The sequence below is a fragment of the Micromonospora sp. URMC 105 genome, from assembly GCF_051386295.1.
Taxonomy (GTDB): Bacteria; Actinomycetota; Actinomycetes; order Mycobacteriales; family Micromonosporaceae; genus Micromonospora.
The window spans coordinates 23,641-46,235 of the sequence record NZ_JBPQTL010000014.1; the positions used below are offsets into that span (position 1 = coordinate 23,641).

19 protein-coding genes are annotated in these 22,595 nt (G+C 67.9%); 8 read left to right on the forward strand and 11 right to left on the reverse strand.

Translation table 11 applies throughout. The features are described 5' to 3' along the window. Positions 1–4: 4 nt before the first annotated feature. On the reverse strand, positions 5–1,342 hold the full coding sequence (locus tag ACSNN7_RS07400; RefSeq protein WP_436679898.1) for a hypothetical protein: 1,338 nt from the start codon (positions 1,340–1,342) through the stop codon (positions 5–7). Positions 1,343–1,660: 318 nt separating this feature from the next. On the opposite strand from ACSNN7_RS07400, the gene ACSNN7_RS07405 reads away from it, so the two are divergent. The 8 genes from ACSNN7_RS07405 (at position 1,661) to ACSNN7_RS07440 (ending at position 10,555) form a co-directional block, all read left to right on the forward strand. After that, positions 1,661–3,067, forward strand: a complete 1,407-nt coding sequence (locus tag ACSNN7_RS07405; protein WP_436679899.1) for an APC family permease — start codon at positions 1,661–1,663, stop codon at positions 3,065–3,067. Then, on the forward strand, positions 3,064–4,077 hold the full coding sequence (locus ACSNN7_RS07410) for an acetamidase/formamidase family protein (protein WP_436679900.1): 1,014 nt from the start codon (positions 3,064–3,066) through the stop codon (positions 4,075–4,077). The genes ACSNN7_RS07405 and ACSNN7_RS07410 overlap by 4 nt, the downstream gene beginning before the upstream one ends. 12 nt (positions 4,078–4,089) lie before the next feature. Beyond that, positions 4,090–4,770, forward strand: a complete 681-nt coding sequence (locus tag ACSNN7_RS07415) for a GOLPH3/VPS74 family protein (RefSeq protein WP_436679901.1) — start codon at positions 4,090–4,092, stop codon at positions 4,768–4,770. 24 nt (positions 4,771–4,794) lie between these two features. Next, complete coding sequence (locus tag ACSNN7_RS07420; protein ID WP_436679902.1) at positions 4,795–5,463, forward strand: GNAT family N-acetyltransferase; 669 nt, start codon at positions 4,795–4,797, stop codon at positions 5,461–5,463. A 437-nt stretch (positions 5,464–5,900) separates the two neighbouring features. Beyond that, positions 5,901–6,842: a hypothetical protein gene (locus ACSNN7_RS07425; protein WP_436679903.1), complete on the forward strand. Its 942-nt coding sequence runs from the start codon at positions 5,901–5,903 to the stop codon at positions 6,840–6,842. Positions 6,843–7,152: 310 nt separating this feature from the next. Next, complete coding sequence (locus ACSNN7_RS07430) at positions 7,153–7,683, forward strand: AfsR/SARP family transcriptional regulator (RefSeq protein WP_436679904.1); 531 nt, start codon at positions 7,153–7,155, stop codon at positions 7,681–7,683. Between the two features lie 545 nt (positions 7,684–8,228). Then, positions 8,229–9,875, forward strand: a complete 1,647-nt coding sequence (locus ACSNN7_RS07435) for a GmrSD restriction endonuclease domain-containing protein (RefSeq protein ID WP_436679906.1) — start codon at positions 8,229–8,231, stop codon at positions 9,873–9,875. An 11-nt stretch (positions 9,876–9,886) separates the two neighbouring features. Next, positions 9,887–10,555 (forward strand): JAB domain-containing protein, encoded by a 669-nt coding sequence (locus ACSNN7_RS07440; RefSeq protein WP_436679907.1) that lies wholly within the window; start codon positions 9,887–9,889, stop codon positions 10,553–10,555. A 7-nt stretch (positions 10,556–10,562) separates the two neighbouring features. Here the strand turns inward: ACSNN7_RS07440 and ACSNN7_RS07445 are convergent, their stop codons facing one another. From ACSNN7_RS07445 to ACSNN7_RS07490, 10 genes are all read right to left on the reverse strand, one after another. Further along, the gene (locus ACSNN7_RS07445; protein ID WP_436679908.1) at positions 10,563–11,504 is read right to left on the reverse strand and encodes a restriction endonuclease subunit S; all 942 of its coding nucleotides are present in this window, start codon (positions 11,502–11,504) and stop codon (positions 10,563–10,565) included. Between the two features lie 187 nt (positions 11,505–11,691). After that, entirely contained in the window at positions 11,692–13,194 is a 1,503-nt protein-coding gene (locus tag ACSNN7_RS07450) for an N-6 DNA methylase (RefSeq protein ID WP_436679910.1), read from the reverse strand. A 1-nt stretch (position 13,195) separates the two neighbouring features. After that, complete coding sequence (locus tag ACSNN7_RS07455; protein ID WP_436679911.1) at positions 13,196–13,921, reverse strand: nucleotidyl transferase AbiEii/AbiGii toxin family protein; 726 nt, start codon at positions 13,919–13,921, stop codon at positions 13,196–13,198. Continuing rightward, complete coding sequence (locus ACSNN7_RS07460) at positions 13,918–14,517, reverse strand: type IV toxin-antitoxin system AbiEi family antitoxin domain-containing protein (protein WP_436679912.1); 600 nt, start codon at positions 14,515–14,517, stop codon at positions 13,918–13,920. The genes ACSNN7_RS07455 and ACSNN7_RS07460 overlap by 4 nt, the downstream gene beginning before the upstream one ends. Positions 14,518–14,597: 80 nt before the next feature. Beyond that, positions 14,598–17,066 carry an EcoAI/FtnUII family type I restriction enzme subunit R gene (hsdR, locus tag ACSNN7_RS07465; RefSeq protein WP_436679913.1) on the reverse strand — a complete coding sequence of 823 codons (2,469 nt, stop codon included), beginning with the start codon at positions 17,064–17,066 and terminating at the stop codon, positions 14,598–14,600. 221 nt (positions 17,067–17,287) lie between these two features. Next, on the reverse strand, positions 17,288–18,058 hold the full coding sequence (locus tag ACSNN7_RS07470) for a DUF2637 domain-containing protein (RefSeq protein ID WP_436679914.1): 771 nt from the start codon (positions 18,056–18,058) through the stop codon (positions 17,288–17,290). Further along, positions 18,055–18,447: a hypothetical protein gene (locus tag ACSNN7_RS07475; protein ID WP_436679915.1), complete on the reverse strand. Its 393-nt coding sequence runs from the start codon at positions 18,445–18,447 to the stop codon at positions 18,055–18,057. Before ACSNN7_RS07475 ends, ACSNN7_RS07470 begins: the two co-directional genes overlap by 4 nt. A gap of 168 nt (positions 18,448–18,615) precedes the next feature. Further along, positions 18,616–19,026 (reverse strand): hypothetical protein, encoded by a 411-nt coding sequence (locus ACSNN7_RS07480; RefSeq protein ID WP_436679916.1) that lies wholly within the window; start codon positions 19,024–19,026, stop codon positions 18,616–18,618. 325 nt (positions 19,027–19,351) lie between these two features. Next, a complete protein-coding gene (locus ACSNN7_RS07485) occupies positions 19,352–21,817 on the reverse strand; it encodes an ABC transporter permease (RefSeq protein WP_436679917.1) in 2,466 nt (821 codons plus the stop codon). Next, positions 21,814–22,575, reverse strand: coding sequence for an ABC transporter ATP-binding protein (locus ACSNN7_RS07490; protein ID WP_436679918.1), 762 nt, complete (start codon positions 22,573–22,575; stop codon positions 21,814–21,816). Before ACSNN7_RS07490 ends, ACSNN7_RS07485 begins: the two co-directional genes overlap by 4 nt. Positions 22,576–22,595 lie beyond the last annotated feature (20 nt).

A 22,595-nucleotide genomic window follows, 5' to 3' on the forward strand; every position in this document is an offset into this window, starting at 1 on the left:
GGCTCTAGTTAATCAGCACCTGCCGGTAGAGGCTCTGCACGCAGTCGAGGCCGGTCCAGGGCAGCAAGTCGACCAGGAGCTGCCGTAGGCGCTTGCGGTTGCGTTCGGATCCGGTCCGGCGCGCGAGGACGTCAGCCTGGGTGGCGGCGTGGCAGGCCTGCTCGATCTGGTTCATCTGCGTGTACGCGACCGCGAGGTCGATAAAGGTGCCGGAGCGTTCCCGGACGAAGTCAGCGGGCAGCAGTGTCAACGCTTCGTAGAGTGAGCGGGTCGCGTCCGTGGGCCGGCTGAGCCGGGTCAGGCATCGACCCTTGAGTCGGGCGGCGTGGCAGTCGGCGTTGAAGAAGCTCAGCCAGGCGGGCGTGTTGGCCGCGCTGACGCCGTCGAAGATCCGCTCAGCTGCGGCCAGGGCGGCCATTCCCCGGCGAGGCTCGTCAAGGAGACCGTACGCCTCGCCGATTGCCTCACTCAGCCAGGAGTTGACAGCGGCCGGCATGCCCTGCCCGCCGACGTCACGGGCGGTGCCCAGCAGGCTGAGGGCGGTACGGCCGTCACCGCGGTGCAGGTGGATCTGGCTGAGAACACCGAGACCATACGAGTGCAGAGCTCGGTCGTTCGCCTTCTCGGCGAGCGAGATCGTGAGCCGGCAGAAGCCATGTGCCTGTTGGTAGCGCTGAGCGTCGATGGCGAACCAAGCCGCGAGCTGGGCGGCGTCGCCCGCCGCGCGCAGCAGCCGGTGATGGGTGCCAGCGTTGGTCGTGCGGTTACTGACCTCCAGCATCCGGTGCAGGTGAGCGCCGACATCCGCGCTCACCCGGCCTGAGCCCTCCCGGTAGTCGAGATGCCGGTAAGTGTCGGTCAGGATTTCGAAGTCCTCGACGATCCGATCGGTGACCCGGGTCAGGACCGTGCCGGCGGGCAGCGGAGCGCCGGTGCTGCGCTCACCGGTCGACCGACCCGGGTGCGGCTCCGGTTCGCTCTCGCGTAGGGCCGCTGTATCAAGGTGGCTGTGGTCTTCGCCGCCGAGCAGGTCGCCGGCCGCACACCTGTAGAGAAACGCCAGCTTGTTCAGCGTGTCCAACGACGGGGCCCGGCCCGCCGAACCCGGCCAGATCTCCCAGTACGAGATCTGCTTTGCGGTCTTCGGCGCGTCCGCGTCCGGCCACTGCTCGTTCCAACGCCGCGCCACGTCAGCCTGCGTCAAACCATGCGCGAGGCGAAAGGCCACCCGCGGGTTGAAGCGGTACCGCTTCCGCCAGTGCGAGGCGATCTGCCGGTACGTCCACCCGCTGGCGCGAAGCTCGTCGGCCTCCCGCTGGTAGCTACGCGCGCTCCTCGCCATCCCCGCCTCATCCTCCGGGCCGCCGTGGGTAGCACGTTAGCGATCACCGTCGCTGTGACGGAAGCCATCTACCCGAGTACTCCCCGTGATCCGTGGAGTCCCGTCGGATCGGTGATCCCCACCAATCGGGGTCGATCTTTCCGGCTGCGGACGCGACCCTCGATCACGACGCAGATCGCCTGTTCAAGGGGCATTGCTTGGCAGCACGCGATGCAGAACCGACCGGAGGCGGGGCGCTGATGGCGTCGCACTCAAGCCGGTGGGCGCCCACCATCTGGCGCTGCGCCCGAGCAATCGATGGGGAAGAGAGGCTCGCTGATGTACGAGCAAGACGAGTTAGCCCGATACGGCTATCGCCAGGAGTTGGCCCGGCGGCTGCGGTTCCGGGACCTAGTCGCGTATGGGCTGGTGTACATGGTGCCGATCGCGCCGATGGCGATCTTCGGCAGCGTCTACGCCGGCTCCGGCGGGATGGTGGCCCTGGCATACGCCGTCGGTGTGGTGGCATTGGTGTTCACCGCGTTCTCCTACGCGCAGATGGTCAAGGCGTTCCCGATGTCCGGCAGCGTCTACAACTACGCCGGCCGGGGCATCAGCGCGCCGATCGGTTTCCTGGCCGGCTGGGGGATCCTGCTCGACTACGTCCTCGTACCGGGACTGCTGTACCTGGTGGCATCGGTGGCAATGCACGCCACCGTGCCCGCGGTGCCGGTCTGGTTGTGGCTGCTCGGCTTCGTCGCGGTCAACACAATCGTCAACTCGGTCGGCATCCGGATGACCGCGATGGTCACCCGGGTCATGCTCATCGGCGAGCTGATCGTCCTGGCGATCTTCCTCGCTGTCGCCAGTTGGGCTCTCGCCTCGGGCAGGGGTCGGTTCAGTTGGGACGCCTTCTACAACTCCGAAACGTTCACCTGGTCCCTCGTCGCGGGCGCGGTGTCGATCGCGGTGCTGTCCTTCCTCGGCTTCGACGGCATCTCCATGCTGGCCGAGGAGACCAAGGGCGGCTCCCGCCAGATCGGCCGCGCCATGGCCGCCGTCCTGATCCTGGCCGGGGTGCTGTTCATCGCCCAGACCTGGTTGGCCGCGATGTTCGTCCCCGAGCCTGCCTCGCTGCTCAGTGACGGGGATCCGAACGGCACCGCCTTCTACGACGCCGCAGCCGTGGCCGGCGGAGGGTGGCTGGCGACACTGTGCGCGGTGGCGACGGCGGTTGCGTGGGGCCTGCCGAACTCGATGGTCGCCCAGGTCGCCACCTCACGCCTGCTGTACGCGATGGCCCGCGACCGGCAGCTTCCTGCCTTCTTGGCGAAGGTGTCGATCCGCCGGAACGTGCCGATCAACGCGACCCTGCTCACCGGCGCCGTGTCCCTGGTGCTTGGCCTGTACATGGCGACCCGCGCTGACGGGATCACGCTGCTGTCGTCGCTGATCAACTTCGGGGCGATGGTCGCCTTCCTCGTGCTGCATGTCTCGGTGGTCGTGCACCACCTCATCCGTGGACGTAGCGGCAACTGGTGGGCGCACCTGGTCATGCCCGGTATCGGGTTCGCGATCCTCGCCTACGTCGTGGTCAACGCCAACATCGCCGCGCAGCGCCTCGGTCTGGCCTGGCTCGCCCTCGGCATGGTCGTTCTCGCCGGCCTGTACCTGACCGGCCGCCGGCCCGCCCTGTCGGGTCTGGCGTCCGCGCAGCCGCAGGCCCGTCACGTGGAACGGGTGTGACCGCCATGGACACGATCACCTACCGTCCCGCCCGCGACGAGCTGGCCTACACGTTCGGCGGTCGGATGCCGGTGGCCCACGTCCGATCCGGCGACATCCTCGAAGTGTTCACCGAGGACTGCTTCGGTGGCCTCGTGCGCGGCGCGGCGGACCTGCCGTCGCAGGTGTGCCGGATGCCGTACCTGAACCCGGTGTCCGGACCGTTCTTCATCGAGGACGCCGAACCCGGCGACACCCTCGCGGTCCACCTCGCCGCCATCACACCTGCCCGGGACTGGGGCGCGTCCTCGACGTTCCCGCACTTCGGGGCGCTGACCGGGACGTCCCACACTGCGACGCTGCAGCCGCCGCTTGAGGAGCGGGTGTGGGTGTACGACGTCGACCGGCAGGCCGGCACGGTCCGCTTCCACGCCACGGCCAGCGACCAAGCCGTCGACCTGCCGCTTGACCCGATGATCGGCACGATCGGGGTCGCTCCTGGCGGTTTCGAGGCGCGCTCCACGATCGTCCCCGACATGCACGGCGGGAACCTGGACACCCCGGAACTGCGTGCCGGGGCCACCCTGTACCTGGGGGTGAACGTGCACGGGGCGATGCTCGCCCTCGGCGACGGACACGCCCGCCAGGGCGAAGGCGAAGCCTGCGGCGTCGGGGTGGAGATCGCCACAACCACCACCCTGGCCATCGAGGTCATCAAAGGCGTCCCAACGGTATGGCCCCGCCTGGAGACCGACACGTCGATCATGTCGGTCGGCTGCGCCCGCCCACTGGAGGATGCCTACCGGATCGCCCACCGCGACCTGGTGACCTGGGCCAGCACGCTCACCGGTTTGGAAGAGCTCGACGCCTACCAACTGATCTCGCAGGCTGGCAGGGCGCCGATCGGCAACGTGTGCGACCCCAACTACACGGTCCTCGCCGCCGTCGACAAGACGCTGCTGCCGGACCTGGCCGTCGCGTACGGCGGGGTGCACGCTCGGCTGCGGCAGCGCGCGGCCGGGCGGGGATAGGCGGCCGGTGCGATGACCGCGTCGATCCCTCAGCTGCCGCTGCGTGACGAGCTGTTTCTGCTCGGCCACAACGACGACACGGGCCAACCCCACATCCACCGGCAAGCCCTCTCCCTCGGCATGGCCGGCGCGGTGCTGACCGACCTGTTCCTGGCCGGACGGATCGCTCTCGACGACACCGAGGACGCCAGCTCTGGCGGGCAGCAGCGGCTGTGGCTGCACCGCGACCGGCCTGTCGGCGACCTCATCGCCGACACCGCCATCGCCTCCATCCGCTACGCCAAATCCGCCCCGACGCTGCGCGGGTGGCTGACGTGGTTCACCGAGGACCTGTACGAACGCACCCGCGCCGGCCTGCACGCCGGCGGGATCCTGCACCGCACCAGCCGGCGCCGCCTCGGCGGGCTCGCCCGCACCGACGTCTATCTCGCCACCGATACCAAATGGGCGGTCGTGGCCCGGGCCCGGCTGCGGTACCTCGCCGCCGGCCGCGAGCCGCCCGACAACCACACCGCCGCCCTCGCCGGCCTCGTCGCCGTCCTCGGCTTGGCCAGCCATCTCTATCTCGACGACACCGCCGCCGTCACCGGCCAGCTGCGGGCGATCGCCGAGCAGCACCACCGCCCGGTACGCGACATCACTGCCGCCGTCGACGCCGCGGTCGGTGACCTCGCCACCGCCGCCTACCGCTGACCCGTTTCTAAGGAGAACAGGTTCATGGACGCTGACATGCGCATCCGCGCCGCCCGCTGGGCCGACAAAGACCCCGTCGCCGCGCTGATCGCTGCCGCCCTGCACCCCATGCCGCTCGCCGCCTGGCTCGTACCCGACCCAGCCGTGCGGTGCCGGGTGTTGACCGATGTCGCGGCGATCTGGGTGGAGCACGCCATGTTCTACGGCGACAGCCACGTCACCGACGACCTGAGTGCCGCCACGGTCGGGTTCCACCGCTACCGGCCAATCCCGCCACCGGCCAACTACCAAAGTCGACTGCGCGACGCGGCCGGTGCGCACGCCGACCGCTTCGACCAGCTCGACACCCTGCTGTCCGAGCGGCGGCCGACCGAGCCGCACTACCACCTGGCCTTCCTCGCCGTACACCCCGACGCCCGAGGCGCGGGACGGGCCACGGCGATGCTCACCCACCACCGCAGCCGACTCGACCGCATCGACCTGCCCTCCTGGACCGACACCACCACCGACGCCCACACCCTGTACACCCGCCACGGCTACACCCCACGACCGCCGATCGTTCTGCCCGACGGGCCGGTCCTGCGCCCGATGCGCCGCGACCCCGACCGCAATTCCGACACCTGGCCCACCAACCGGGCCCGCCCCGTCGCAGCCGGCCAGACAAGTGCTGCCCCCTCAGCGGCACGACGTTGAGTTGTCAGCGGCAGGAGATGCCGCAACGAATCACGCCCACATTTCGCCAGAGCTGACCGCAGCTGCCGACGCCGGCCGCCGGTGCCGGGCCTTCCCGCCACGCTCGCCAAGCGGTCGCCACCACCCCCGCCCCAACATCAACGAGCTGTCCGAGGAACGTCGAGCCGATGGCCTACCCCCGCAAGTACTCCCACGACTTCATCAAGGCCGCGGTCCAACGGGTGGCCGCCGCACGGGACAACGGACATCGTGGTCCGATCTCCGCGGTCGCCCGCGAGCTGAACCTCGAACGGCGCCTCGTGCAGGACTGGGTCAGTAGGGCCCGGACCACCAGCGCCGCCGCACCCGCCCCGCCGCCCGAAGCCGAGCCAGTCGTGGAACCGTCACCGGTTCCCCTGCCAGATGATCTCCTGCTCTGCCGCACCTGCGAACAAACCATGACGAGTAACCCTGACGGGGACCGGCTCGTCTACCAGTGCCTGGGAAACTGCCGGCCGTATGGACTCGACGCCGCGGTCGTCGCCGGTACCGTCGGTCGGGCGGTCCTGCGCCACACACCTGCCATCGTCACCGCCGCCGGTCACCCCAAGAGCGCCAACCTCGCCGCCGCGCACGCGGGCCGGGTCCTCGCCCGCGTCACAGCCGGGCTCACCGCCACCGACCTGCGCTTCACCTGGCGCGTCGCCCTCGCCCCGGCAGGCCATGCCGCGCCGGCCCTCGCTGAACGGCTGCGCTCAGCCCGAACCCTCGCCGCCACCGACCCGGTGCGCGCCCGAGAGGTCCTGCGCAATTCCCTCGCCGGTGTCGACCCAGCCACCGCGGAGCCGAACCCCGCCCTCGCCGACGCCGCGCACCTGCAGGCCGAGCTACTCCTATGTCTGGGCAACCCCGCCGCGACCCGCTGGGCCAGCTACGCCCACCACAGTCACGCACACCTGCACGGACCCTCCGCCCAGCCCGTCCTCACCGCTCTGCACACCCTCGCCACCGGCCACCGGCAGGCTGGGCATTACCAACGCGCGTACCACGCGTACCGGCACCTCACCGATCAACTCATCACCATCGCCGGGCCGGACGCCCACCCCACCCTCGCCACGCAGGCCACCCTCGCCCTCGTCCTGCACGACCTCGGCCACTGCGGCGCCGCCCGACGCCTACTCGCCGACACCATCACCGCCCACCGCCGCACCCAACCCACCCCCACCACCCCGCAACCGGCCGCATGCTCCACCACGTGCACCAGATGCGCCAGCACTGCGGAGAGCGCAGACACGACCACCGCGACATCGAGACCCATACCGCAGAAGAGACAGCGGCAGCACGGCCAGGCAGGAGCTGACATCCCGTGGCACGCCGTCGGTCACGTCCTTGACCGCTGAGCGGTCTGCACGAATCCGGCAGGGCCACGCCAAGCCGACAGCCGCTGTACCGTGTCGACCATGAGCGACGACCCCTCGCACGCGACGTCGAGGGCGGTCCTTGGCACCCAGGCATGAACGACTCCCGAGCCGGCCACTCTCCCGCGGCCACCCCGGGGTCGGCGACAACGCTGACCCGCCGGAGGCCCGTGCCGCTGGCGATCTCCTCGGCCAGCAGACCGACGTCGAAGCAAACCGGGTCCAGGTCCGGGTACTCGGCCCACCGACCATCCTCGGCGTCCCCGACGGGCAGCACGTCCGTCCTCAAGCGTTGGAGTTCCTCGTCTACCTCATCGTTCGAGGAGGCTCCGCCTACCAACACGAGATCCTCGGCGACCTCCTGCCCGAACCCCCGCACCGCCTTGCGACGCAGCGCCTACACACCTACACATACAACCTGCGCCAGGTCTTCCGCTCCACCGGAGGGGAAAGCACATACCTGCATCTGCGGCGACACCGCTACACCCTCAACCGCGACGCCTTCGACATCGACCTGTGGACCATGCGCGACGCCATCACCACCGCCCAATGCACCACCGACCCGACAGTCAGCGCCGCCGCTCTGCAAAGCGCGGTCACCGCCTACCGCGGGCCCCTTGCCGCTGGCACCGGATACCTGTGGCTCGCACGGCACCAAAAGGCCGTCGCCAATGAGTACGTCACCGCAGCCGCGGCCCTCGCCGAGGCCCTCGCCGACCGACCCACCGAAGCCAAGGCCGTCCTCGATCTCGCCGCCCGCCACCACCCCGACGACGAACTCCTCACCGCAACTGCTGTGACGATCCGTGATCGGGCGAGCTGATCCCCACCACCGGCGCAGCTGTCGCAACGAACCGACCAGAAGTTCCCCGCACACTCAAACCGGCTCCTGTCAGATTCTACGAACTCCTCAAATTTGTGATCTTGGCAATTTAACCGAAAGGTTGATTAGCAAAAGCGCCGAAATGCACATAAAACTGGCATCGGCGAATGCGCTCTGCCGAGGCGGCTCCCAGGCCCGGTACCCCTGTCCGTAGATGCGCCGGCCCCAAGACGAACCGGCTATGCGGTCGCTCGGGCCTCGTCACGCGGACGAGGTCAGCGCCGAGATGAGATCGATCTCGGCCTGCGCCCGTAGTCGTGCGCCTCAACGAGGCTCAGCAAGGGCCTCTAGCAGTTCAGCGATGAGATCAATGACTCTTGGGCCTCGCGAATGACCGATGCAGGCGGGCTCAGATGTCAGTCCGTCTCTATAGGATGCGGTGAACGTTCCTCCGGCGAGACGCACAGGAGGCAAGGCCCGTGTCCACGCCCGTCCGCAGGCGCCAGTCAGCGAGTCCCGAACCGACTATCGTGCCGATGGCTCGCTTGGCAGACCGGGTGCTTGCCGGCGAAATCGTGCTGCCGAAGTATCAGCGGGCGTTCGTGTGGGGGCCGCATCAGGTTCTTGAGCTTCTCGACTCGGTGTTACGCAACTATCCCATCGGCAGCTTGCTGCTGTGGGAGACCACCGAGCAACTGGCAAGTGAGGAGACCGTCGCCGGCCTTGACGTGGATCCGCCTCGCCCGGGTCGGCCGATCCGGTACATCCTGGATGGTCAGCAGCGCCTGGCCAGCGTGATCGGCGCCCTGCACGGCGGCGCTGGTGTCTGGGACATCGTCTACGACCTTCAGGAGGAACAGTTCTTTCACCGCACTCCCGAGACACCAGTTGCCGCACACCTGTTGTCCATGCGGACGGTGAGTGAGGCGACTTCCCTGTTCGGCCAGGTGGCCGAGCTCCCCGCTGGGCTACGCGAGCGGGCCGCGCGCCTTTACGAGCAGTTCGCCAACTACCTGGTGCCGGTGGTGACCTTGGACCACATGTCGGCGGAGGAGTCGGCTCGGATCTTCGTGCGGATCAACAGCACCGGGACGACGATGAACATCGTCGATGTTGCGAGAGCCGGAACCTGGAGCCCCGACTTCGACCTCAAGGACGAGATCGAGTCCCTGCTGCAGGTCTTGGACGCGAAGGACTACGGACGGGTCGACACGAAGACGATGCTCCGTACGATCGCCGTCGCAGCCGGCTTCGGTTTCTCCGCCAAGGACATCTACCGCCTCCGGGAGTTGGACAAACCCCGGCTGCGGGGGGCCGTCGGGGCGGCGGCGAAGGCCGCCGAGCGGGCCGTCGATTTCCTCAGCACACAGATCCGCACCCCAAACGCGGAAGCGTTGCCCTACTACAACCAGTTCGCAGTGCTCGTGGAGGTGTTCCGGCAACTACCCAAGCCCTCCTCCGCGCAGTACGGCGCTCTCCGTCGTTGGTTCTGGCTGACGGCGAGCGGCGAGTACTTCAAGGGCTGGAGCGAGACACAGATGTGCCTCGACCTACAAGCGATCACCGCATTCGCCGAGCGTCATGTTTCAGAGATCGACACGGTCGCGGCCCTGCCACGTAGCGCCCTGTGGCGCCGCAGCGCCTTCTCCAAACGGAACGCCCCGAGCAAACTCCTCGCCCTGATCCTGTCCTACGAGGACCCGCTGGACCTGCTCAGTGGGCAGCGGATCGATGTCGGCAAGGCGCTCTCGTGGCAAAACGACAAGGAGTTCCACCACTTCTTCCCGAGGGCGTTCCTGCGCTCACGCGGCATCGACGGCGCCCGCGCAAACGTCTGCGGGAATCTGGTCATGCTTTCGTCGGTCAGCAACATCTGGGTGTCCGACCGTCCCCCGTCTCGATACCTGCGGGACCTGGCCGACCTCGATGGCGAAGAGGCGCTGCGGCACCGACTGCGAAGCTGCCTGGTGGAGGAGGAGGCGTACCAGGCGGCGCTGCGCGACGACTACGACACGTTCCTCCGCGTACGGTCCGAAACGCTGCACCGACGGCTGATGCGGCTGATAGGTCCCGCCGCCGAGTCGACGAATGTCGGTGGCACCGGGCCGTTGCTGGGAGAGGACGAGATCGGTCTGAACCTCGACGATGACCTGCTGAGCGACGAACCGGTCGACCGCGATTCGACGGACTGAGAAAGTCCTCGATGCGTATCGCAGATCTGCCGGCTGCCGACCGGCCACGAGAACGACTCCTGAGCCGGGGCGTGGAGGCGCTCGCCGACCGTGAGCTGCTGGCACTGCTGTTGGGGTCCGGGGCGGAGGGGTGCGACGTCGTCGAGCTGGCCGGACAGCTCATCGCCCGCCACGGCGGCCTGTACGAACTTTCCCGGGCGGACGCACACGAGCTCGCGGTTGGCATGCCCGGCATCGGGCCGGCGAAGGCGGCCCGGGTGGCTGCGGCGTTCCAACTCGCTCGGCGGGCCGCACCGGCCGACCCTGGAGGCCGGCAGCGGATACGCGGATCCGCAGACCTGGCTGCGCTCGCGGCGCCTCTGCTTACCAGCCTGCGTCACGAGCGCGTCGTGATCATCATCTGTGACAGCGCCGGCATGGTGCTACGGACCGCGATACTCACCGAGGGTGTGGCAGACCGGTCCCTACTGCCGGTCCGAGACGTCCTGGCCCTGGTGCTGGCAGCCGGCGGTACGGCGTTCGGGGTGGCCCACAACCACCCGACCGGGCGAGTGGAGCCCAGCGAGCCCGACCGCCTCGCCACCGCCCGACTGGCGGCCGGAGCGGAGGCGGTCGGCCTCAAGTTCCTCGACCACGTGGTGGTCACCGACCACGAGTGGCGCCGCGTGGCTCACGGCTGATGACCGGCTACAGACGACCAGAGAATGCGGCATCAAGAAGAGCCCGCCGAAGGGAGACCAGGATTGCTTCTTGGCGACGTATGAGTTGCAGCACGGCTTCCGCTCTGCCAAGAGAAGCTGCAATACGGCGTTGCTCACTCAAGTTAGGAAACGGTACTTTAGTGGCCAGTAGGCGTGACGCACTCACGCGTTCCCGTCGGGCACCGATACCCTTGGACTCCTTGCTAAGCAGCCGCCATAGTGGGGGCCAGCGGCACAGATGTCCTAGATAGTCTAGGTCCAGGTTATCCGGGATCACCGAAAATGTCGGGAACTCGGGCGACACATAGCGTCCATCGCAACTATCGGGAACTATCGCAAGGGCGCCTTCGAACGCCTTGAGGCGGCTGACTACAAGATTTCCAGAATGCAGCCGATTGAACCGACCGTACCTGGTGTTAGATCCGGTAATTGCGTCCCGCTCGATAAGGCCTCGCCCGAAACCATATACACCCGCCATAAGGTATGTCTCGGTTGGTGACACGGCTACCTCGTCTAGGCTGAGCGCGAGACCGTATCCTAACGGTTTCCAGTCCGAAACCTGTCCTAGAATGGAGTCGTACAAGGCGAGGCAGAGCTTCTTTGATGCCTCGTGAAGAATCGCTGAGGTAGCAATCCGCTGACTAGCGGCGTCGAGTCGGTCGGCGATGCGGCGCTGTTCATCCGTATCGGGCAGCGGTACGTCGGTGGCGAGGAGGGTGGCGGCAGTCGTCCTCTTTCGCCTGACCATCGATCCCCGTGGGGTTAACCGACCCCATAGCGGCGGCCAGGACAACAGATGCCGGAGGTATCGAACGTCGGCGCTTTCTTGCTTCACGCTGAAGGTCGGGTATTCCGGCGAGACATGGGCACCGTGGAAACGCGCATCGACGACCGCCAGGGCGCCTTCCCATGCATTCAGCTTGCTCATGACTACCTGATTACTTCTCAGCTTAGTCATTCGCTGATACGCTGTTCCGCTCCCCCTTATTACGCCACGGTTGATCAAACCGCGTCCGAAACTGTAGATGCCGGCGATTGAGTACTTGTCGTCCGGTAGCAGGTCGACTATCTGTGGATCTTGATAGAGGGCATCAGAGAGCGGTCGTGTTGGAATACTACTCACCGGATTCCTCAGTTTCCTTGCGAAGTTCCTCCAGTAGGCTTAGGATCTTGCGTTCCGTATCAATGAGCTCGTCCACGAGTTCCTTGGGTGTGCGGTGTGCCAGGCCGTCTTCCACGTATGGGTTTGCGATGTCGAGGTTGTAGCCGGACTTCTCGATGTCGACCGCGGTAACCTGCCAGGCGTGGGGCCCTTCCTTGCGGCCCTCGCGTTTCTCGCCGCCCCACCACTGCACGCATGGCTCGAATTCCTCGATCCGCATGGGCTTCGTCTTGGTGTAGCCGCGGCGGCCGTCAGGCAGAGGGATCTCGTAGAACCACACTTCCCGCGTCGGTTGGCCCTTCTCGAAGAACAGCAGGTTCGACGGGATCTGGGTGTACGGCGCAAATACCCCTTGGGGTAGGCGGACGATCGTGTGGAGGTTGCACTCCTTCATCAGCTTCTTCTTGATCCGGGCGCCGATGCTGTTCTCGCCGGTCGCGAAGAGGCTGCCGTTCGGTAGGACGATCGCGCATCGACCGCCCTGCTTCAACTGGTCCAGGATCGCGTGGAGAAACAGCCACGATGTCTCCTGGGTCTGTAAGCCCGGGGGGAACTTCTCGACGACGGACCGTTCTTCCTCGCCGCCGAAGGGCGGATTGGTCAGTACCACGTCGACCCGATCCGCCGCTGTCGCGTCGCGCATCCGCAGGAGGGCGTTGTCCCGGACCAGACGTGGTGCGTCGATGCCGTGCAGAAGCAGGTTCATGCTGGCCAGCAGGTAGGGCAGCGGCTTCTTCTCGATGCCTCGAAGGTTCGCCTGTAGTTGCCGGCGCTGGGTATCCGTCTCGACGAGCTGGATGAGTTCCTCGTAGGCCTGCACCAGGAAGCCTCCTGTGCCGCAGGCCGGGTCCAGGATTGATTCCCCCAATTTGGGGAAGGACTGCTGCACCATGAATCGGTTAACCGGACGCGGGGTGTAGAACTCGCCGGAGTCACCGGCGGCGTCGCGCATCTCCTTGAGGATCGACTCGTAGACGAACGCCATGGTGTGGATGTCGTCGGAGGAGTCGAAGTGGATCTCATCCACGAGGTTCACCAGGTCCCGCAGCAAGGTCCCGGACTGCATGCGGTTGGTGACGTCCCGGAAGATGGTGGACAGAACGTTGCGCGGATCCTCAGCACGGCCTGCGTCGCCCTTTAGACCGGCAAGGTAAGGAATGAGCTCCTGGTCGATGAACTTCTTCAGTTCTGCGCCGCTGAAGTCGGGGTTTGTGGCCCAGTCCTGCCATCGGTGCGGCTTCTCGATGGCGGGACGGTAGTCGGGGTCCAGCATCGGCCCGGCCTGTTCGACGCGCTGGTCGAACGCCTTAAGGAACAGTAACCAGGACAGCTGGGGCAGTCGGTCGAGGTCGCCGTTGAGCCCGGCATCCTTTCGCATGGTGTCACGGGCTGACTTGATGATGGATGCGAGCCGCGCCCGCGACGTGGTGGCCTTATCGGTCTTCGTGGGTGCCATCTCAGTCTTTCTGCTCCGGGTAGATATTGCCGCTGGCCAGCGCCGTGGACCAGAAGCCGCGTATTAGGCCCATTGCGACATCGAGCCGAAGCGGCGTCGCGGTCAGGCCGTCGGCCAATTCGAGATAAGTCTCGTTCCAGGCCGGCGGCGGATCGGGAAGGACCTTCGGGACAGGGTGCGTCGCCCGTACGGCGAAGACATGCCGTACGGCATCGGCCAGGGCATCGTCGGGCGCCAGCCCGCTCTCGATCACGAGCACCAGGTCCACGAGATCCTTGACGCGGGTGTTCGGGCGATCGCCGTAGTCACGGGTCAAGGTGTGGATCTTCTCCGCGAAATGTTGGCGGCGGTCAGTGGCGTCCGCCCTGAGCAAGACGGCAGATGGCACTTGGAGAAGAAATCCGTCGCCGTCCTCTTCCCGAGAGAGCGCGTCGATGAGGAGATTTCGTACGGCCTGGCCGTCACGGTCCGGATCACCGTCCGGGCAGGCCGCGAGGACCATGTCCTTGGTGGCGCGTGCCTTGCTGTGCAGCCGGGACTTCAGGGCTGTCCCGCCCTTGAGGATCCAGCCGGCCGCCGGATCGGTGGAGAGGCGCGCGGCATCCCGGTCGAAGACGACGAGGCGACGGCGCCGGGCCAGAATGGTGCCAGTGTCGTTTGCCTCCTGCATCAGTCGTGCCTTTAAAGCACGGCGCAGCGCCCCGACGCTGCCGTAGCGTTCGGTCACGTCATCTCCCGCAGCGCCCGCTCGACACCGAGTTCTGACCGGGCACCGAGCCGCTGGGCGGCGTGCAGAAGGCTCCGGCGGGTCGTCAGTCCTCGATCGAGGGCCTCGGCGACGGCGGAATCCAGCACGTCTTGATCCACCCGCGCGGCGGCGCATTCGACAATTGCGCGGACCGGGGTGGTAACGCGGTAACCGCCTCGCTCTTCGAACTCGTCACCAGCGAGATCGGCGTGGTGGAGGATCACAGCGGTGTCCTTCTGGCGGAAGCCAGACGGAACGGTGAAGTGGATCTCGGCAAAGTTTGCCGCGCCGAGGTCGTGAACCGACAACGCGGTGATGTGCGATACGGTGGCGCGGCCTCTGCTCCACAGGGCCCAACGCACCAGGTGGTCGTTCTCGCTGCCGGGCAGGGAGTCGAACTCCCGGAAGCGGTAGATGCCCCGGTCGACGAGAATCCAGTTGCCCCGCTGGGCATGGTAGCGCTGCGCCTGGTACGAGTACCCCACCTCGCGTGCCTGCGCCGCGGTGAAGAAGCCCCGTTGCCCGCTGGCGATGCGCCACAGGGCCGCCCTGGTGTCGGTACGGTCGCGGAGCACGGGTCACTCTAACATGACATAATACTAAAAAGCATTTTTAGTTCCATGCCACTCGGCGTGTTTGGAGCTAAAGTTCAGTGCTAGGAAGCCTCCAGAAGGCGCTTACTCAGGTCGTCGATGGCCTCATGGAGCAACTCCGCTCCGCCGAACCTGTTCGCCAGCTCGACCACCGAGCCCATCTCGGTGAATGGGCGAACCGCGAGGGTCTCCGGCTTGAGCTGCGGCGAGCCGTGCTCGGCGAACTTCAACAGCATCTCGTCCAACACCTGCCGGGCCTGTGGCTGGAAAGCGTTCAGGAAATCCCGGTGCTCGTGAAGGAAGCGGTACAGCCGTTCCTCGCGGCTGACCAGGGGCAGCCCCCATGCCACGTTGAGGAGCAGGTCGATCGGGTCGACATCCGGGCTGCCGAACTCCGCGGGCAGTTCCTCGGCGTCGATGTCGGCCCTTTGCAGGATGGTCATGAGCTCGCGTCTGGTCTTGGCTGCCGCCCAGCGACCGCGCAGCTTGTCCGGAGCCAGGTCCAGTTCTAGGACGCGGTCGTGGACCCACTGCTGAATGGTCACCAGCCTCATCGTCCGGCCGTCCGTGTCCAGCTGGTAGCGGCGCTCGCCCCACTTGTAGACCTGGACGCCGTTCACCACATAGCGCCTACCGCGCGACCGGATGCGGTCGACCTCGTCGGGGTCGTCGACCGCTGTATCTGATCGCTGCGTGTCGAAGGTGCCGCCGTCTGCCTGCGTGTACTCAGCATCCGGCTCGGCCACAGTCTCCGAATCGACCGCCCCGCCATCGGGCGCCTCGGGCTGGCTGGCCAGCAGATGGCCCTGCTCGTCGGCGGTGTCGCGGACCACCCGCAGCGGAGGGCCGTCGAATCCCGGATCGTTGAACAGCCGGGTGGCCTCCACGAAGTCGATGATGTCGAAGGAGCCCTTGCCGATCTCGGGGCACAGGCGGGTGCCGCGACCGATGGTCTGCTTGAACTCCGGCATCGAGCCGATCCGGCGAAACAGCACGATGTTGCGGACGGCCGGCAGGTCGATGCCGGTGTTAAGCAGCTTCGACGTCACTGCGACCACCGGCTCGTCGGAGTCGTCCTTGCGGAACTCGTCTAGCCAAGCCCTGCCGTGCGGGCCGTCGGCGTCGGTGATGCGCACGACGTACTCGCGATGCGTGCGCACCTCCTCGGAGGCCGCGTTGAACAAGGCCGCCCGCATGCGTGCGGCATGGTCGTTGTTCTCGCAGAATACGATGGTTTTGCCCTGCTTGCCGCTCTCCGCGGTTGAGCGCAGGTAGTCGATCACGTACTGAGCGGCTGCCTCCGTGCGTTCCAGAATGACCATGACCCGCTCGAAGTCCTTGGGGCCGTAGATGCCTTCCGGAATTTCGTTGCCGAACCGGTCCAGCTGTCCCGGCACGGTCTGGTAGCCCTCCATGTCCACGTTGAGCCGCACCCGCCGCACGCGGTAGGGAGCGAGGAAGCCGTCCTCAATGCCGTCGGCCAGCGAGTAGGTGTAGACGGGGTCGCCGAAGTAGTCGAAGGTGTCCGCGTCCTTGCTGCTGATCGGGGTGGCCGTCAGGCCGATCTGCGTCGCGGGAGCGAAGTGCTCCAACACACGGCGCCACTGCGAGTTGTCCCGCGCGCTGCCCCGGTGGCACTCGTCCACAATGACAAGGTCGAAGTAGTCCGGCTGGTAGCGGCGGAATAGCTCCTCCTCGTCGCCCTTCTCCAGGGCCTGGTACAGGGCAAAGTAGATCTTGCGACCCCGGACGGGCTCGCCGCTGATCTTGTGTACGTCGTCCGGGCCGAAGACCGGCAGGAAATACCTGTCCTTGGGGTCGTCGACGAGCATCGAGCGGTCCGACAGGTACAAGACCCGGGGCTTGCGCCCCTCGTCGACCCACCCGGATCGCTGCAGCTTGGCAACAACCTGGAGTGCCACCATGGTCTTTCCCGTCCCGGTGGCCAGCACCAGCAGGATGCGCTTCTGACCGCGGGCGATGGCGGCGAGAGTACGGGCCACTGCCACCCGCTGGTAGTAGCGGGGGCGTTTGGCGGTGTTGTCCGAGTTCCGCAGCGTGTGGTCGTAGGGCGCCTTCAGCAGTTCCCGCCCGATGTCGGAGTCTGCCTGCAGGTCGGCGACGTAACGGGCCCACAGTTCGTCTGGGGACGGGAACCGGTCGACGTCGCGGATGGCCGGAGCGGCGCCGCTGTAGTCGATCTCCACGATCTGTCGGCCGTTGGTGGCGTACGCGAAAGAAAGCCCCAGCTTCGCGGCGTACCGGCGGGCCTGCTCCACGCCGTCGTTGACGTCGATGCGCCACCGTTTGGCCTCTACGACAGCGACGGGGACGTCCGGCGCATACTCCAAGACGTAGTCGGCGATCATGGGATCATCCTGGGCGTGCCGCTTGGGTGTCGGCGTCAGGCGCCCCTCGTTGATCCGGAACTGCGGTCGGATCTGCTCGCTCGTCCATCCGGAAGCCTCAAGGGCGGGTATGACGAACGCCCGGCACGTCTCGTCTTCGCTCATCCCGTAGATCGCTGTCACCGTACGTACGGTAATGGCATTCACAGCTTCCTGTCTTCAGGCCATGAGGGTGATGATCAAGATCGCAAAGGACGAAATTTCCGACGAGGCGGATCTTACGGCCACTTTGTCGATCATCACTACGGTCGGGGCCGACAGCGTTGGGCGATGGGACGAACGCCGAGCTGAGAGAAGCCCGATGTCGTGCCAGCCATGCGAACATCCGGCTCATGGCGTCGGCGTCACTGGATCGTGGACCTCCGCGAACTGGTTCCTCCGGACGGTGGGCGCTGGCCGGTATCGGAGGCAAGGATTCGGCGAACGTGACGTGGTGACACGCCGGCAGCCGAGGCGACCTCGATCAGGCTCGCGTCGGGGCGTTCGGCACGTAGCCGGGCCACGATGTCCGCCGTCCGCTCGCCAGCGGCTTGAGGCCGATTCGAGGACGGGCGGGCGGTTCTTCGTGCCGGCACTGCCGCAGCCCGGCCAGGCGCGGATTCGTCCGAGGCCAGATCCGGCCCGCTCGCTTCCGGTTGGCTACTTTCCAATGGGCTCGATGCCGGGTGGTCGACGTCGGCGACCACTCGTTGCCCAAGGCCATGGCCGGTCTCGCCGGACGGGCCATCCGGGCGCGTCATGGACTGTGGGGCAGGTTTGGACTTGGTGAGTATCTCGACGACCAGCAGCAGTGCTACCGCCGGCCACGCCGCCACGATCCGCGCCCCGAGGCTGGGCTGGGCGGCGGCGATGTTCGCCGCCACGCTGGCCGCCACCCCGACCGCGAACGCCGTCCGAGCCGACCAGCGCACCCTCTGACCGGCGCGTTTGTCCTCGACCATGGCCGCAGATGCGACGACGAGCATCCCGTCGACCGACAGTGGCAGTACGTAGGCGACCTCGGGGCGTTCACCGAACCTCAACGCCACGGCGACCATGTGACTCCAGGACGACCAGGCAGCAATTCCGGCTACGGCGACCGTGCTCACGTCTCGGGCGATCCGGGTCGGCGTCATCGGTCCGCCCCCGGACCCAGCCGTCGCTCGATGGCTTGGACCTCGGCGGGGTCCACGGACGGACGCCCGCCGATGTCCAGCCGTGTCTGGACATCGGCCCATCGCTGCCACCGTCGGACGACCTCGCTGACGCCGAGGGCGGTCGCGTCGGCGACGTCCGCCAGGTCCGCACCCGCCCGCAGTACGGCGTGGATCAACGAGGGTTGCCAGCGAGTCCACCAGGACACCACCGCGGCGGACAACGCCAGCTCCGCCAAGGCGTCGTCGCGACCGGATACCGCCGTCCGAGCGACGGCACAGTCATGAGGATCCAGCAGGAGCTTGAACGGGTTGATCTTTTCGGCATCGGCGAACCGCGCCGGCGGTTCAACCGGTCGGGTCGCGGTCATCGGGTGCCGCCCGACACTCGTGACCTGGGCAAACTCAGTGGTAGCGGGTCACCGGCGATCGTGGCGGTGTGGTTCGCATGGTGGTACCTCCGGCCCACCACGGCAACACCTTGGTCAGCCATGCCGCCGGCGAGCCGGGCGCACCGCGTCGAGGTCCGGACCGATCCGTCAGGCCGCACCGAGTCCGCAGCAGCACGGCCCGCCGCCCGGTCGAGACGGTCCGGAAGTAGGCGTCGGTGCAACAGTCGTCGTGGCGCTGGGCGTGGCGCTCGGCGTCGGTGTGGGCTGAGACGCGCAGTCAAGCGCACGTGCGGCATACAAGCCGTCGTTAAGGTAAGCCGGGTAGGCGTCGATGGTCCCGTCGTCGAGCGTCTTCTGCGCGGCCGCCTTCACGTTGGTACCAGCGCCCGTCAACGTCCGGACCACCGTGACCCGCAGAGCCGTCGACCAGGCCTTCTGCACGTCCGCCTTGAGGAACGCACGCAGGTCATCCGCGGGGCCGTCCAAGCGCTCCTGAATGGCGTCAGGCACAACGGGCAACGAATCGGCGTTCGCCGCGGCCAGGATCTGGTTGGCCAACACGCGCATTCCACTGCTCGGCGTCGATCGTGATGGCCTGGGTGAGCCCGAGATGAGCCCGGCGGTGCGCTTGGAGCGCTGGCGAGGCACCAGACGGGCGGCTGCTTCTGCCGCCTCGCGTGCCAGCTCCGGCAGAACCGAGGTGTAGGTGTCGGACGTCAACGAGATCGACGAGTGGCGAGCTCTCCTGAACTACCTTTATCTCGGTGCCCGGCCGCAGGGCGGGAGGCTGCCTGTCCATCAGTAGCTGAGACACCAGGGCGACCGTGCCGCCTCAGCGATGTCTGCGGAGGCGGCACGGTCGCCGATAGTCGAGCCGTGACGCCTACTCCTTTACACCGATGTTGTCGATCGGAGAGGCGTTGAGCAGCCGTCGGACGGGCCACACCGTGGTTGCCAACGCCAGCAGTGTCGTGCCGCCGAGCACCGCCACCCAACCGAGCGGCGGTACGTACGGGATCGGGCTGCCGGTCAGTCCGTTGACGATCGCGCTCAGGGTCAGCGCCGCGATCGTCGCGCCGATCAGCACCGCGGTGCCGAGCAGCCCGGCCTGTTCGGCCTGGACCATCGCGCGGATCTGACGGCGGGTGACCCCGACCAGTTGCAGCAACGCCAACTCGCGGCGGCGGGCCAGCGCGGCCATCACCATCGTGGTGGCCGCCGCCAGCGCCGCGTAGCCCACCATCACGCCGATCAGCAGCCGGTTCAGCCAGGCGCCGAGCGCCAGGTCGGTGCTGATCAGGCGCGTACGGGTGGCGGCGTCGAGTACCTCGGTGCCCGGTCGCCCAGCCGACCACGTGGCCAACGCGGTGTCGGCCTCCGGGCCGGCGCGGACCAGGACCTCGTCGCTGGTATTCCCGGCCGTGTGCCCGGCGACCGTCTCGGCAGCCAGGGTGACGTCGCCGAAGCCGAGGCCACGGCCGTAGATCGCGATGACGTCCAACGTGACCGGGGTGCCGTCGCCCAGCCAGAGTTCCGCCTGGTCGCCGACGTCCCAGCCGGATGAGGACGCCTGCATCGCCGACAGGGCGACCGTGCCCGCCCCTAGGTCGGCCAGGTTGCCCTCGCGCACGGCGAGGTCCATCGTCGACGTGATGCCCGCCGGGTCGACCGACTGCGCGCTGACCGGCTCGATTCCGCCGAGCGCCCGTACCAGCACCTGCGTACGGCGCACACCGGTGGCCGCCTGTACCCCGGCCAACTCGCGGATCTCCCGCGCCGCGTCCGCCGGCAGCCCACCCGGAGCGAAAAGCACCCGCTCGGCGAGGGTTCCCGCACTGCTCTGCGTGGTGGTCTGCCGTTCCAGGTTGGTCTGCAGGAACCAGACCGAGCCGCCGAACCCCACGGACAGCACGAGGGCGGTCAGGACTGTCGCCATGCCCTGCGCGTTGGCCCGCAGATTGGCCGCAGCCAGGTAGCCGCTGACCCGCCACACCCGCGGCAACAACGGTGTGAGCAGGCGTGCCGCGTATGCGTTGATCCTCGGTGCGAGCAGCGCCACCGCGATGACGAACAGGTACAGCATGCCGACCGCGCCGGCCAGTGCCCCGGCCGACCCGGCGGCACCGAGCGTGAACGCCCCGAAGGCGCCGGCCGCCGCCAGCGTCAGCACGCCGGCGATCAGCCGCACCCGGCCGCTACGCCGAGGCTCGACAGCGATCTCGCCAAGCGCCTCGATCGGCTTGATCCCGGTGACCCGGCGTGCGGCGACCAACGCGGCGAGCACCGCCACGAGGACCGCCGTACCGACCGCGGCCGGCACCGCGAACAGGCCGTCGGCCATCGGGAAGCTGGCCGGCACGAACCCCCGCCCGACCAGCTCGCCGTGCACCCAGCGGGCCGCCAGCAGGCCGGCCGGGCCGCCGATCGCGGAGCCGACCAGGGCGAGCAGCACGGCCTCGGCGAGCAGCATGCGGCGCACCTGCCCCGGCGTGGCCGCGACCGCGCGCAGCAACGCCAGGTCACGTCGACGGTGCCGGACGGACAGCCCGATGGTGCCGGCCACCACGAAGACGATCAGCAGGACGACGTACCCCCCGAAAGCCGATCCGGCCTCGACCAGCAACGTCCGGGCGGCCTGGTTCTCCGACTGCTCGACGTTCCCACGGTCCTTCCCGACGTACGTCGTGGCGCCGGCCGCCGACGCGATCTCGCGTACCGCGCCGAGGTCGGCGCCGGGCACCATCCGGACGCCGATTGCATCCACCCGGCCCGGGTGGGCGGACAACCGGGCGGCCTGCGCGTCGGTGAAGAACACCGCCGCCGAACCGGTCTCGGCGGTTCCGCTCACCCGGTACGACCGTCCGACCCCGCCAACGACCAGGTCGATGCGGTCGCCGGGCGCCACGCCGAGCCGGGTGTCGACCAGCACCTCGTCGTCGGCCCGTGGCGCGGCACCGGCGGCGATGGGACGACCGGTGAAGGCGTACGTGTCCCAGCCGTGTCCCACGGCAGCGGGTGAGCCGATCACCAACCCTTCGTCGCCGGTGACGGCCGTGACGCCCGGCACCTGGCGGATCCGGTCCACCAGGGCGGCGTCCACCGTGCCGCCCTCGGGCAGCGTGACGGTGCTCGTCTCGCCGTCGAACTCCTCGAACGTGTGGGTGATCGTGCGGTTGGCGACGACCACGTCGGCGGTGGCCCAGAGCCGTGGCTCCGGGCGGAACCGCAGCCCGGACTCGACGAGGGTGCCCATCGCAACCAGGATCAGCACGCCGGCGATCAGGGCTAGCAGGGTCGCGGCGGCGGGGCCGGCGCGGTGCCGCAGTAGGCGGGCGGCCAGCCCGGTCATCGGAGGACCCGCCGATCCAGCGATGCCAGGTGCTCGGCGATACGGGCGGCTCCGAGCTGCGGAAGGTCGGCGACGATCGCACCGTCGGCCAACACGAGCACGCGGTCCGCGTACGACGCGGCGATCGGATCGTGGGTCACCATCACCACGGTCAGCCCGTGTTCGTCCACGACCGCGCGCAGCAGCGTCAGCACCTCCGCCGCAGTCCGCGAGTCGAGGGCGCCGGTGGGTTCGTCCGAGAAGATCACCTCGGGGCGGGTGGCCAGCGCCCGGGCGATCGCCACCCGCTGCTGCTGGCCGCCGGAGAGCGCGGCCGGCCGGTGGTGCAGCCGGTCGGTGAGGCCGACCCGCTCGACCACCTGGGTCAGCCAGGCCCGGTCCGGACGGACGCCGGCCAGGCGCAGGGGCAGCACGATGTTCTCCTCGACGGTGAGCGCGCCGATCAGGTTGAACGCCTGGAAGATGAACCCGATCCGGGTACGACGCAGCTCGGTCAGGCGGGTCTCGGACAGCCCCGACAGGTCGGTGCCTGCGATGACCACCCGACCGGAGGTGGGCCGGTCGAGCCCGGCCGCGGTCTGCAGCAGCGTGCTCTTGCCGGAGCCCGAGGGCCCCATCACCGCGGTGAAGGTGCCCCGGTCGAAGCCGACATCGATGCCCGCAAGCGCAGTCACCTGGTTACGGCCGGCGCCGTACACCCGGGTGAGGTGTTCGACGCGTACCGCCGGTTCGGTTCTCTGTCCCGGATAGTCCGGCATTCTGGTGGGCCTCTCTCCGT